The sequence below is a fragment of the Streptomyces sp. CNZ301 genome (assembly GCF_004217425.1).
Genome location: NZ_SHLG01000001.1, coordinates 868276 through 880376, shown reverse-complemented (window position 1 = coordinate 880376; position 12101 = coordinate 868276). Strand labels below are relative to the sequence as shown.

Genomic DNA, 12101 nt, shown 5'->3' with positions numbered 1-12101 from the left:
CCGCTCCTGGGGCGGGCCCCGCCGTCCGTCACGTCACCACTGGTAGAGCTTCTCCGCGTACGCCTGACCGTAGTGCTCCTCGAGTACCTCCAGCGGGTCCTCCTGGCGCTCCAGAGCCTTGGAGATCCTCGCCCGCCCCGGAAGCGCCCCGGGCTCCCACGTGGCGGGGTCCCAGGCGGCGGAGCGCAGGAACGCCTTGGAGCAGTGGAAGTAGACCTCCTCGATCTCCACCACCAGTGCGAGCACCGGCGTGTTCCGCCGGACCGTCATCTCCTCCAGGAACGGCGCCTCGCGAACGATCCGTGCCCTGCCGTTGATGCGTAGCGTGTCGCCGCGTCCGGGCAGCAGGTGGATGAGCCCGACCTGCGGGTTCTGAAGGATGTTGCGGAACCCGTCGGCACGCCTGTTGCCCGGGCGGTCGGGGATCGCGAGGGTGCGCTCGTCGAGCACCTTGACGAAACCGGGCGGATCGCCCTTCGGCGACACGTCGCACGAGCCGTCGGTGCCCGACGTGGCGATCAGACACAGCGGCGAGTGTGCAAGCCACTCCCGGTCCAGCGCGTGCAGCGTGCTCCGGACCTTCCGCGCCGCGTGCGGGGCGGGCTCGCCCAGCAGTGCTCGCAGCTCGTCCTCCGAAGTGACTTCCCGCGTCGCCGGCGGCGGTTCCACATGCTCCACCCTGCCTCACCTTCCCCGCAGGGCACGCAGGTTCCGTCCCTGTCCTGCTCGTATCCGCATCCTACGAGCATGGGTCAGCTGCTGCTGCGACGGCCGAGGTCACGGCGGCGGGCACTGAGGCACATCAGCGCCGCACCGAGGACGAGGACGCCCGCGCCGGCGAGCGCGATGTCCGTCGTCGTGCCGTCGTCGCCGGTCTCGGCGAGCCGGTCACCCTGTCCGGCGCTCCTCGTCCTCGGGGCGTTGTGCGAGGAGTGCCCGGCCCTGGTGCTCACGTCGCTGCCGTGAGCGCTGTGCTCGCCGGCCGACGGGTTGCCGCGGCCGCCGTGTTCCACGGTCGACCTGGCGGCGCCCGCCTCGATCTGCGAGTCGTCCGGGGCGGCGGGGCCGCCCGTCGAAGCGGCCTTCCGCTCGGTGCCGGCCGCGCCCTTCCCGCCCGCGAAGGTGACGTCGGAACAGGTGTAGAACGCCTCGGGGCTGTCGGAGCGCTGCCAGATGCTGTAGATCAGATGGCGGCCCGACCTCTTGGGCACCTCTCCCTTGAACTTGTACTCCCCGCCCACGAGCCGGGGGTCCTTGACCTTCGCGAACGGCTCGGACTCCAGGTCCGACCACTTCAGCGGCTCGGACGGGTCGTAGCCGGACCGGGTGATGTAGAGCTCGAAGCTGCCCTTGTGCGGAGCCGTCGACTTGTAGGAGAAGGCGTGCTCCCCGGCGGCCATCTTCGACGCCGGCCAGTCCTTTCGCGGCAGGTCCAGGCCCTTGTACTTGGCACGTCCCGCGCTGCACAGCTTGCCGTCCGGGATGATCTGCTTGTGCCTGCCGGCCGCGTCCGGGATGTTGACCTCGTTCCAGTCGTAGAGCGCCTGGGTGCCGCCGGTCTTCACCACCGCTTTGCACGCGGCCGACCGGGGATTCTCCGGCCCCTCCGCGAAACAGGCGGACACGCGGCTCACCGGGTCCGTCATCGATCCGTGAGCTGCGGCGGGCGCCGCGCCCGCCATGGAGAGCGCGAGCGGCACGGCTCCGAGAGCGGCCATGCGTGCGACCGAGCGACGAGCGGACATCTTGGGGCTCCTGGGTGTGGGGGGCGTACGTGTCGCCCGCGCCCCGCGCGCCCCGGTGGTGCCGGGCGGGCCGGGCCGGTGCTGTATGCATCAGCACGCTAGCCGCGCTCAGCTGCCCGTTCGATGCCCGGAAGCCCCAACTGCCCATCCTTATGGTGCCGTTAAGGCAGCGGTAAGAGGGGGCTCAGGCGCGGAGTCCGGGGCGCATCGATGTGCGCCGTACATCCCTTTTACTCGTCAGGTTCCGTTGAATCTGTTTCTGTACAACTCTGCCGCCTTTTCAAGGGTCTAGCCTCATACCACAGCAAATGCACCACAAGGGGGCCAGAATGCGCCGGACCAGACTGCTCATCACCACCGTGCTCACCTGCGCGGGGCTCCTGGCCACCACCTCCGCGGCCACCGCCGCAGGAGCCGGGGCCGCGACAACCGCCCCGCACGCCTCGGCTGCCGCCGCGAGCTGCGGAGTCACCTGGGGGAGCCTGCCGAAGGCCGGCCACGGCACGGGCACGCGGCCGCTCACCGACGTCAGAACCGGGCGGCACGACTGCTACGACCGCATGGTCCTCGACGTCCGTCCAGGAACGCCCGCCGGTTCACCGGCGTACCGGGTCCGCTACGTCGACAGGCTGTACCAGGACGGCTCCGGCCGCCGCATCGACGTGGGCGGCGGCGCGATCCTGGAAATCGTGGCGACCGCGCCGGCTTACGACCCGGACACCTACGAGGCCACCTACCCGGGCCGGGGCGGCAAGCCGCTGCCGGGCGTGCACCTCAAGGGCTACAAGACCTTCCGCGACGCCCGGTTCGGCGCCAGCTACGAGGGAACGACCCAGCTCGGGCTCGGCGTCAGGGCACGGCTGCCGTTCCGGGTGCTCGAACTGGGCGACCGTCTCGTCATCGACGTGGCCCACACCTGGGCCGCCTCCCGCTGAGACCGCAACGACCGCCGGGTGCGGGGCGCGCAGCCGCCTCGCACCCGGCGCTTTGTGTCCGCGCCCCGGAAGGCGGCGACGACGGTGCGCTGCTGCGCCGGTGGGGCCTCGCCCCACAGAGGTCGACTGACGGCGGCGGGCCGGCGGGCTCGCCGTGGAGGGTGAGATCAGCAACCCCCGCGGCGAGCACGGAACCAGGAGGAGCCGCCCGGCGTTTGCAGGCGCATAACGGTACATAACGGGACGCCGGGTCAATGAGCGTGTGTGATGCGGAACCAACCCTGCTCCGATTCGCGTGTGTTCTGCGACCGGGGGCAGATGCGGAAGGCAGGCGAGGCACAATCGGAGGACAGGGCCGCAACATGAGCACGATGAGTAACCCGAGTGGGGCGAGAAGGGGTGTGCGGTGAACCTGCTGGATGTGCTGTTGCTGCTCGCAGTGCTGGTTTTCTCCGTTTCCGGCTATCAACGCGGCCTCGTCGCGGGCTTCGTCTCGCTCGCCGGCTTCGTCGGCGGAGCCGTCGTCGGTGTGTGGGCCCTGCCCTTCGTACTGGAGCGGGTCCAGACGGGTACCACGGAGGCCACGGTCGTGGCGCTGCTGACCGTGCTCGTACCGGCCGCGCTGGGGCAGGCCGTGGCCGCGCCGCTGGGGTGGCGGCTGCGTGGCGCGCTCAGCTGGACCCCCGTGCGATGGGCCGACGGCGCCGGGGGCGTGGCCGTCAACGCGATAGCCGTGCTCGTCGTCGGATGGGTCGCGGCCAGCGCCCTGTCCGTGTCGCCCTCGCCCACGCTGAACCAGACCATCCGCAGCTCCGTCGTGCTCGGCACCGTCCAGGACCGCATGCCCGACCAGGCAGCCACCTGGTTCAACGACGCCACGGGAGCGCTCACGACGGCGGGCTTCCCGCCGGTCTTCAACCCCTTCGAGCACGAACCCGGCACCTCCGTCGCCAAGCCGTCCGGCGACTCCGTCACCCCCGCCGCGACCCAGGCCGCCAAGCGCAGCACGGTCAAGGTGGAGGGCGTCGCCGACGTCGACGGAAGCGCGCGCGGGCAGGAAGGCAGCGGCTTCGTCTACACGCAGCAGCGCGTGATGACCAACGCCCACGTCGTCGCCGGAGTCGAGGAGCCGACGGTGCGGGTGGGCGGTGTCGGACCGCGCTACGAGGCGAGGGTCGTCGAATTCGATCCGAACGCAGACGTCGCCGTCCTCGCCGTGCCCGGGCTCGAAGCGCCCGCCCTGGACTTCGCGGGCAACGCCGACCGCGGAACGCCCGGCGTGGTGGCCGGGTACCCGGAGAACGGCAGTCTCGATCTGCGTGCGGCCGCCGTCGCCCAGCGCGTCGAGGCGCGGGGCCAGGACATCTACGGCGACAACCTCAGCACCCGCGACATCTACGCCATACGCTCCACCGTCCGGCCCGGGAACTCCGGCGGGCCGCTGCTGTCCAAGGACGGGAAGGTCCTCGGGGTGATCTTCGCCCGCTCCACGACCGACAACGGCACCGGCTACGCGCTCACCGCGGAACAGGTGCAGCAGCACGCGCGGAGCGGCGCCGCGGCCACCCGGCCCGTCGACACCGGCAACCGCTCGGCGCTGTGAACCGCGCCGGGACACCGGCGGGCGGCGCGGTTCACAGCGGGCGTGGAGGCACGTTCGCACCCCCGGGCCTCTGCGTCCCGGCCGCTCACAGTGGCTTGGAGTAGCGCCACTCGGCGGCCGTCTGCGCATACCCCAGGCTGCGGTTGAGCGCGAGCATCGGGGCGTTCGTGGCGTCGTTCCCGGTGAAGGCACGCCTGCGGCCCGCGGAACGGGAGCGGTGCAGCGAGTCGAGCTTGGCCAGCCGCGCCGGACCGCGCCCGCGGTACGCGCGACGGGTGCCGGTCATGCCCGACCAGTAGCGCTCGCGCCCGTCCGTCTGCGCCACGGAGTACGACGCGACCTCGCCGCCGACGAGCACGACGGAGGTGAGGTGGTGGTCGAGGTCCGGGCGGTCCCGGTTCAGCCGCAGCCAGTCCTCGTACGGCACGAACCCGTGCTGCACATCGCCGGGTTCGTCCGCCACGCTTCCCCTGAGCCTCCGGCTCGGGGAGGCCCCATCCAAGTCCGCCTCGTACAGCGGACGCCAGTCACCGGCGAAGTCGAGAGCCGTGCGGAGTTCGACGCCGGCGGGCAGCCGCTCCGGCAGCTCCGGAAGCCCGCCCCGGTCGAGGTCGAGCCCCAGGAAACAGGCCCGCCGCCCGCGGGTGTAGCCGCGGCGTTCCGCGAAGGCGGGGGAGCGGCCGTCGTCCGCCACCCACGTCCAGGCACGCCCGGCCCCGATCGCGGACAGATGACGTTCCGCCTCCGCCACCAGCGCCGCGCCCGCGCCCAGTCCGCGGCCGTGCGTATGCACAGCCGTGTGCAGATAGCCCTGCCCCGGCTCGACGCTGCCGATGAGCAGCCCCGTGTCCGCGCAGCCCACCACCCGGCCGCCGGCCGCACGCGCGGACCCGGCCTCCCAGGCCACCGATTCGGCAGTGCACACCAGATACGGGACGGCCGCACGCCTCACCTCGGCCACTGCGTCCGCGTCGCGCGGGCGGAAGGCTTCGACGGTGACCTTCGGCGTCATGCCCCGGCACGCTACGCGCCCGCGGGTGGCGCCGCTCCTGATTTTCCCGCCCCTGAGAGAGAATCGGCACCGCATCCGATGCGCCGCCCTGACGGAAGAAAACCGCGAACACACCGGAGATCACGTGCCGTTGCAGATCACCATCGACCCTGCGGGGACGGACGCCCCCTACGAGCAGCTCCGCGCCCAGATCGCCGGGCAGGTGCGCGGCGGGGATCTGCCGACCGGATACAAGCTGCCGACCGTGCGAGGTCTGGCCGGGGAACTCGGCCTCGCCGCCAACACCGTCGCCAAGGCCTACCGGGCGCTGGAATCTGACGGAGTCATCGAGACCAGGGGGCGGCACGGCACCTTCGTGGCGGCGGCGGGCGACGCCGCGCAGAGGGAGGCGTCCGAGGCGGCGATGTCCTACGCCCAACGGGTGAACAGGCTGGGCCTGGACCGTGATGCGGCGCGTGCGGCGGTCGAGGACGCGCTACGCGCCGTGTACGGGTGAGAGCCGGGCACCGGGATCAGCGCACGTGCCCGGGCAGGGGCGAGACGTGAAGCGGTCCCTGACCCAACAGGCGTGCTCAACAGGTCTGCGGCGCGCGGGAGTTGCGCGACACGGCGCCGCATCGTCCGTCCGCGGACCCGGGCGATGAGGTTACGCCAGCGTGCCCGTCCGTGTGAGCAGCCTCGTGCGGGCCTCCATCAGCGCGAAGCCCAGCAGGTTCTGGCCGCGCCACTGCGAAGGGTCACGCACCCGCGCGTCGTCCGCGGCGAGGCCGACGCCCCACACCCGGTCCAGCGGGCTGGCCTCCACCAGTACGCGGCTGTTGGTGCCGAGCAGGAATTCGCGCAGCTCGCTGGGCTGCCCGAACTTCCGCAGACTGCCCTCGACCACGATGGCGAAGCGCTCGCGTTCCCACACGTCCTGGTCGAACCCCCGCACCGAGCGGCCCGCGGCCTTCGCCTGCCGGGGGTCCCCGGCGGCCACCGCGCGCCGCTCCGCCTCCTCGTCCCCGAACAGGCGGGCCTTGCGGGCCATCATCCAGTGCTCCGCGGTGGCGTACTCGACGCCTTCCGCCTCGAAGGGCGAAGGCCACCACTGGCTCAGGCAGCCCTTGCCGATGGCGCCGTCCCGCCGTGGCCGATGGCCCCAGAAGTAGAGGTACTTGAAGCGCTCGCCCCGCGCGGCGCGCTCGGCGAGTTCAGCGACGTTGTCGACCATGGCGTGATTCTGGCAGCGCAGGGGCGCCTCCCTCGACTCTTTATCAGGTCGGCGGAGGCCGAGTACGGAGGCCCGTTGTACGGATGCCTGTTGTGCCGGGGCCCGTTCCCGGGGGAGAGGGGCGCCGTGCCCGCCGGCCCGCCGGTGCGTCCCGTGGCGGCGACGGCGACGGCCCCGGCGCCGCCGGGGTACGGCGCGGCGGCGCATGGCCGTGCCCGCCCGGGCCTGCCAGCCCGCCACCCCTACAGGTACAGGCCCGATCCCTCGCCGTCGTTCCGCATGGGTACCGAGGCCGGGGAAGTGCCCTTGCGGAGCGCGAACAGCTCGGCCAGTGTGGCGCCTTCGCGGCCGACGCCCTCCTCCGTGCCGAGCCAGCCCACCGCCTCCTTGCGGGTGAGCGCGCCGACCTCGATGCGGGCCAGACACCTGCCCGGCCGCACGACCGCGGGATGCAGCCGCTCCAGGTCCTCGTTCGTGGTCACGCCCACAAGCACGTTGCGGCCCTGACCCAGCAGGCCGTCCGTCAGGTTGAGCAGTCGTGAAAGCGCCTGGCCCGCCGCGTGCTTGGCCTCGCCGCGGATCAACTCGTCGCAGTCCTCCAGGAGAAGGAGCCGCCAGCGCTGTTCGTCGGAGTCGCTGTCGTCGGCACCGATGGCGATGTCCATCAGATAGCCGATGTTGTTGAACAGGTGCTCCGGGTCGAGGACGCAGTCCACCTGGCACCAGTCGCGCCACGAACGGGCCAGCGTGCGCAGCGCGGAGGTCTTGCCCGTACCCGGCGGGCCGTGGAGCAGCAGAAGCCTTCCCGATACCTCGTCCGGGGTGATTTTCATCAGCCCGTCCATGGCATCGGCCACGCGTGCCGTGTAGTTGGGACGCACCTCCTGCCACGTGCCCGCGGTGATGGCGCGCGTGGTGCGGCGCGGGCCGCGCATCGGCGAGTGGTACCAGAAGCCCATGGAGACCTTGTCGGACTGCGGCTCCGGCTCGTCCTCCGCGTCGTGGACCGCCTCGTCGAGCCGCTTCTGGGCGAGTTCGCCGGTCACCGCCGTCACCGTGACGTCGGCCCCGTGCGTCCAGCGCGAGACCAGAACCGTCCAGCCCTCGCCTTCCGCGAGGACCGTGCTGCGGCCGTCGTCCCGCGCCTCGCGCAGCACCTTCGCGTCCGGGGGCAGCAGCGTGCGGCCCTTCTTGACGCGGTCGACGGAGTGACCGCGCGAGTACGGCTGCTCCCCGTTGGTGAAACGGCCGAGGAAGAGGGCGTCGATGACGTCTGACGGCGAGTCCGTGTCATCGATGGTCAGACAGGGAGTGATCGCCTGCTCGGGCCTGGTCGGGGAGGTCAGGGTCTCACTCCTGTCGGCGGCGGACGGCCTGCGGGGCTGTGCTGGCATGGCTGTCATGATCCGGCATGCCGGGCCGTGGCGCACGCACGTTTCCGCCCGTCCGTCCGGAAACAGGTGCGTATCACAGGGCGTCCCGTATGTTCGTCAACGCGCCTGTGGGGCAGGTGAATCCTGTGACCGGGATACACGGGTGGAGCAGTCGGGCGTTAGGGTTGCGGTGCCCGGGCCTCGTGCCCTCGTACGGGTGGGGAGTGTCATGGAACAGATAACGGTGAGCGGCAGGGCGCGAGTGCCCGCCATCAAATGCGGTACAGGTGCGACGAGTTCGCGCCTCGACCGGCATTTGGCTGTGCTCGCGGGCCCCGCCGTGCCGCAGGGTGAGACGGAAGAAGCGACTTCGCTCATGCGTGAGATCACCAAGCGTGATTCCGCGCGGAACCGGACCGCAGCCCGGAGCGCGCGCGTGTCGCTGTTCGCGCCGCTGCGCAAACTGCGCCGCACGCTCTTCGGCGGCCGCGGCTGAGCTTCCTTCCGCAGGTCCCCTGGGCCTTTCGGCCCGGGGAGACCCCATCCCTGGGCCTTTCGGCCCGGGGAGACCCCATCCCTGGGCCCCGGGGCGGTGGCCGGTGATCCGGCCGCCGCCGCGCCGTAAGTTCCTGCGTAGCCGGAACCTCCCCTAAAGCAGCGCCAGTTGGCCGTCCGGGCCCTCCTCGGGCACGTCGAGGACCGAGGCCGGGAGACGTGAGGACCGGGGCACCGGCAGCAGCCCGGCACGCTCGAGCCCGGCCCGTCCGGGCTCCCCGCCGGAATCCAGCGCCCGCGCCAAGTCGCTCTGCTCCTGGCGCAGTTCCGCCAGCAGCGTCAGGACCGTGATGAGTTCGAGCAGTTCGGACGTCCACTCCTGCGGCCAGCTGTCGGGGCGCACGGCCGCGAGCCTCCCCGCTGCGGCCGGCGGCGCCGCCCGGCGCGCGAACCAGGCCTCAAGTACCCGTCTCCCTCCCGCTTCGAACTCCCACGCCTCCCGCGCCACCGGCGCCACGCGTCCCTCCCCGATGTGCAGCGAGCGCTCCTCCTCGTCAAGGACGAGTTCCTCTTCCGGCGGCGCCGCGGCGGGCAACGGAGCACGCACGTACGGGCGATGACCGCCCGGCAGCCGCGGACGCCCCTCGTTCTCCCCGCCGGCGCAACGTGCGCCCCGTGTGTGCAGCCACACGACCCGGCGGCCCAGCTCCACCCCGCGCCGCCACAGGTCCAGGTCCGTGGTCAGCGGCACCACACGCCCCCGCGGGCCGGACCGCGCCGCGGCGGCGGTCCAGGCAAGCACGTCCTCCGCGGTGACCGGCGCACCAAGGCGCCCGGAGAGGTGGTCCGTCAGGCCCGGAAGGAGGTTCGGTTCACCGCCGCCGGGACGTCTGTACAGCGGACGGATGCGGCCTGAACGCCCCACCGCCCCCTGCCCGTCGGGCAGCAGCGCGGTGAAGGTGACGAGCGGGCCGGGGTGCCGGTGGTCGTGGCCGGTCTCCACCAGATGCGTCTGACGGGCGTCGCTGACCCGCCACAGCTGCGGCCGCGCAGCGTCGATGAGCCGGTGGTCGGGAATGAGCCACTGCTGGTCGAAGGGCCCGTGCAGGAGCCGAACCGGTTCCGGGCAGCCGCCCCGCTCCTGCGCCAGCGGCCCGCCGTGCGCGGGCACTCCGGGCAGCGGAGCAACCGAGCTGTGCAGTGTGCGGGAGCGGCTCGGGACGAACAGCGCGGCACGCTCCCCCTCGTCCTCGGTGCGGACCAGTGCGTTCCAACGGCGGCGCAGCGAGGCGGCGTCGGGTGCGGACACCCATCCGCGGCCCGTGCGCAGCGGCGCGACGGACCAGGGCATCACCTCGTCGAGCAGGGGCGCGTCGAGCACAGGTGCGTCCTTGGTGCCGGTTGCGTCGTCGCTCACCGCTCGATGCTACGAGGGGGTGCGCGCCGCCGTCAGGAGTGCGTGGCGCCCCCTGCTTCGTCCCTCCGGCCGGCCGTCCGCCGTGCTCAGTGTGCCTGGAGGGTCACCGAGAAGGAGAAGCGGTCGCCTCGGTAGTGGATCAGCGCGACGTCGACGACCTGCCCGTCCTCGTCGTACGTCACGCCCGTGTAGTGCAGGATCGGGCTGAGCAGCGGCACGTCGAGCAGCTTCGCGGTCGCCGGGTCGGCCAGCCGTGCCTCCACGGTGTCGGTGATCCGGCTGATCCGGACGCCCGCCCTGTCGCGCAGCACCTTCGTCATCGGCCAGCCACGCTCCAGGTCGGCGGGGTCGATCTGCGGAGCGACGCGGGGATGGATGTGGTTCTCCGCCCAGTTGGTCGCCTCGCCGCTGTCCGGGTCGCGGCGCAGCCGCCGGAAGACCGTCGTCTCCGCCACGCCCGGAAAATGTTCGGCCAGTTCGGGTGGTACGGGCGCCGTGCCCCGGTCAAGCAGCGTGGTGAGGTCGCCCGACTGCTGGGCGACGATCGTGTCGACCGATCCCAGCAGCCGAACGGGCCTCGTCCGGCAGGCGTCGGGCTCGATGAAGGTGCCGCGCCGCCGGTGCCGGGAGATCAGCCCCTCCGTCTCCAGCTCCTTCAGCGCCTGCCGCATGGTCAGCACGCTCACCCCGTAGTGCTGGGCGAGGCGTTCCTCGGTCGGCAGCCGCAGTGGCGCCTGCGGGGTGCGGCCGAGTATCGAGGCCCGCAGGGACTGCGAGACCTGGTACCAGAGCGGCAGCTTGCGGTTGAGCTCCAGCGAGTCGGGAGCGAAGACGGACACGGGCGCACCCCCTACGGGCGGAAATTGCGCTGGAGACCCTGCCACACGTCGTCGTAACCGGACTGCAGGTGGGCGGCCTCGATCGCCTGTGAGGTGGGGATCACCGGCCAGCGCGTCTCGAACATGAAGGCAAGACCGTCGTCGATCTTCTGCGGCTTCAGCTCGGCGGAGCTCGCACGCTCGAAGGTCTCCCGGTCCGGGCCGTGCGCGGACATCATGTTGTGCAGCGAGCCGCCGCCTGGGACGAAGCCTTCCGCCTTCGCGTCGTAGGCGCCCTCGATCAGGCCCATGTACTCGCTCATGACGTTCCGGTGGAAGTAGGGAGGGCGGAAGGTGTCCTCGCCCACCAGCCAGCGCGGCGCGAAGACGACGAAGTCCACGCCGGCCAGCCCCGGAGTGTCGGACGGCGAGGTGAGGACCGTGAAGATCGAGGGGTCCGGGTGGTCGTAGCTGATGGTGCCCATCACGTTGAAGCGGCGCAGGTCGTAGACGTACGGAACGTGGTTGCCGTGCCAGGCGACGACGTCCAGCGGCGAGTGGTCGTATCGGGCGGCCCACAGGTTTCCGCAGAACTTGTTGACCACCTCCACCGGCCGCTCCGTACCGCCGTCATCCTCGTACGCGGCGACGGGCGCCATGAAGTCCCGTGGGTTCGCCAGGCCGTTGGCGCCGATCGGGCCCAACTCCGGGAGCTCGAAGGGCTGTCCGTAGTTCTCGCAGACATAGCCGCGCGCCGTCCCGTCCAGCAGTACGACGCGGAAGCGCACCCCGCGCGGGATCAGTGCGATGTGCCCCGGCTCCGCCCGCAGCAGCCCGAACTCGGTGTGCAGCAGCAGTCCGCCGCGCTCGGGGACGATCAGCAGTTCACCGTCCGAGTCGCAGAAGACGCGGTCGGTCATCGAGGTGTCGGCGGCATAGAGGTGGACTGCCATGCCGGAGCGCTGCGCCGCGTCGCCGTTGCCGCCGAGTGTCCACAGCCCAGCGACGAAGTCCGTCCCCTGCGGAGGGTCCGGCAGCGGGTTCCAGCGCATCCGGTTCGGGTCGGGTTCGGTCTCGGTGAACGGTGCGGAGCGCAGGCCGCCGTTGGCGGTGCGCCGGAAGCGGGGGTGCGCGGCCGAGGGGCGGATGCGGTAGAGCCAGGAGCGGCGGTTCCGCGCGCGCGGCTCCGTGAAGGCCGTGCCGCTCAGCTGCTCCGCGTACAGGCCGAGCGGTGCGCGCTGGGGTGAGTTGCGGCCCACGGGCAGGGCGCCGGGCACTGCTTCGCTGCTGTGCTCGTTCCCGAAGCCGGAAAGGTGGCTCAGCCCTTCCGCCGTCTTGCGTGCCTGTTCCTGGCCTGCCGTGCCGCCGGTGGCGCCGGTGCCGAGGGTCATCGGATGCTCCTGCCGCTCATGGTTCCCCCTGAATTCCTGTACTTGACCATAGGAATGCGGAGTGTCCGCGTCAATGAGGCGTGAGCGGCGGTGAGTCCG

General features: G+C 71.8%; 12 protein-coding genes. 4 read left to right on the top strand and 8 right to left on the bottom strand.

Annotated elements, in window-relative coordinates; translation table 11 throughout:
• Positions 1–33: 33 nt before the first annotated feature.
• A complete protein-coding gene (locus EV375_RS04015; protein ID WP_486588266.1) occupies positions 34–678 on the bottom strand; it encodes a pyridoxamine 5'-phosphate oxidase family protein in 645 nt (214 codons plus the stop codon).
• A gap of 74 nt (positions 679–752) precedes the next feature.
• Positions 753–1745: a lytic polysaccharide monooxygenase gene (locus EV375_RS04010; RefSeq protein ID WP_130298225.1), complete on the bottom strand. Its 993-nt coding sequence runs from the start codon at positions 1743–1745 to the stop codon at positions 753–755.
• Positions 1746–2074: 329 nt separating this feature from the next.
• Here EV375_RS04010 and EV375_RS04005 point away from each other — a divergent pair, with 329 nt between their 5' ends.
• Together EV375_RS04005 and EV375_RS04000 are read left to right on the top strand one after the other, a co-directional pair.
• Positions 2075–2680, top strand: a complete 606-nt coding sequence (locus EV375_RS04005) for an AMIN-like domain-containing (lipo)protein (protein WP_130298224.1) — start codon at positions 2075–2077, stop codon at positions 2678–2680.
• 406 nt (positions 2681–3086) lie between these two features.
• Positions 3087–4283, top strand: a complete 1197-nt coding sequence (locus EV375_RS04000; protein ID WP_130298223.1) for a MarP family serine protease — start codon at positions 3087–3089, stop codon at positions 4281–4283.
• Positions 4284–4368: 85 nt separating this feature from the next.
• On the opposite strand, the gene EV375_RS03995 is transcribed toward EV375_RS04000, so the two are convergent.
• Entirely contained in the window at positions 4369–5295 is a 927-nt protein-coding gene (locus tag EV375_RS03995) for a GNAT family N-acetyltransferase (protein ID WP_130298222.1), read from the bottom strand.
• A 124-nt stretch (positions 5296–5419) separates the two neighbouring features.
• On the opposite strand from EV375_RS03995, the gene EV375_RS03990 reads away from it, so the two are divergent.
• A complete protein-coding gene (locus tag EV375_RS03990; RefSeq protein WP_486588265.1) occupies positions 5420–5791 on the top strand; it encodes a GntR family transcriptional regulator in 372 nt (123 codons plus the stop codon).
• 150 nt (positions 5792–5941) lie between these two features.
• On the opposite strand, the gene ybiA is transcribed toward EV375_RS03990, so the two are convergent.
• Both ybiA and EV375_RS03980 read right to left on the bottom strand, forming a co-directional pair.
• Complete coding sequence (gene ybiA, locus EV375_RS03985; RefSeq protein ID WP_130298221.1) at positions 5942–6508, bottom strand: riboflavin biosynthesis intermediates N-glycosidase; 567 nt, start codon at positions 6506–6508, stop codon at positions 5942–5944.
• Positions 6509–6750: 242 nt separating this feature from the next.
• Positions 6751–7902, bottom strand: coding sequence for a P-loop NTPase family protein (locus EV375_RS03980; RefSeq protein WP_486588264.1), 1152 nt, complete (start codon positions 7900–7902; stop codon positions 6751–6753).
• A 208-nt stretch (positions 7903–8110) separates the two neighbouring features.
• Here EV375_RS03980 and EV375_RS03975 point away from each other — a divergent pair, with 208 nt between their 5' ends.
• The gene (locus EV375_RS03975; protein ID WP_055488170.1) at positions 8111–8377 is read left to right on the top strand and encodes a hypothetical protein; all 267 of its coding nucleotides are present in this window, start codon (positions 8111–8113) and stop codon (positions 8375–8377) included.
• A 153-nt stretch (positions 8378–8530) separates the two neighbouring features.
• Here EV375_RS03975 and EV375_RS03970 read toward each other — a convergent pair whose 3' ends face one another.
• From EV375_RS03970 to hmgA, 3 genes are all read right to left on the bottom strand, one after another.
• Positions 8531–9727: a type ISP restriction/modification enzyme gene (locus tag EV375_RS03970; protein ID WP_165434816.1), complete on the bottom strand. Its 1197-nt coding sequence runs from the start codon at positions 9725–9727 to the stop codon at positions 8531–8533.
• A 152-nt stretch (positions 9728–9879) separates the two neighbouring features.
• Positions 9880–10632, bottom strand: coding sequence for a GntR family transcriptional regulator (locus EV375_RS03965; RefSeq protein WP_130298219.1), 753 nt, complete (start codon positions 10630–10632; stop codon positions 9880–9882).
• 11 nt (positions 10633–10643) lie between these two features.
• Positions 10644–12002, bottom strand: coding sequence for a homogentisate 1,2-dioxygenase (gene hmgA / locus EV375_RS03960; protein WP_130298218.1), 1359 nt, complete (start codon positions 12000–12002; stop codon positions 10644–10646).
• Positions 12003–12101 lie beyond the last annotated feature (99 nt).

Coding starts and splice junctions, on each gene's coding strand:
- EV375_RS04010 (WP_130298225.1), bottom strand. CDS start 1,745: ATGTCCGCTCGTCGCTCGGTCGCACGCATGGCCGCTCTCGGAGCCGTG.
- EV375_RS04005 (WP_130298224.1), top strand. CDS start 2,075: ATGCGCCGGACCAGACTGCTCATCACCACCGTGCTCACCTGCGCGGGG.
- EV375_RS03995 (WP_130298222.1), bottom strand. CDS start 5,295: ATGACGCCGAAGGTCACCGTCGAAGCCTTCCGCCCGCGCGACGCGGAC.
- ybiA (WP_130298221.1), bottom strand. CDS start 6,508: ATGGTCGACAACGTCGCTGAACTCGCCGAGCGCGCCGCGCGGGGCGAG.
- EV375_RS03980 (WP_486588264.1), bottom strand. CDS start 7,902: ATGCCAGCACAGCCCCGCAGGCCGTCCGCCGCCGACAGGAGTGAGACC.
- EV375_RS03975 (WP_055488170.1), top strand. CDS start 8,111: ATGGAACAGATAACGGTGAGCGGCAGGGCGCGAGTGCCCGCCATCAAA.
- EV375_RS03970 (WP_165434816.1), bottom strand. CDS start 9,727: ATGCCCTGGTCCGTCGCGCCGCTGCGCACGGGCCGCGGATGGGTGTCC.
- hmgA (WP_130298218.1), bottom strand. CDS start 12,002: ATGACCCTCGGCACCGGCGCCACCGGCGGCACGGCAGGCCAGGAACAG.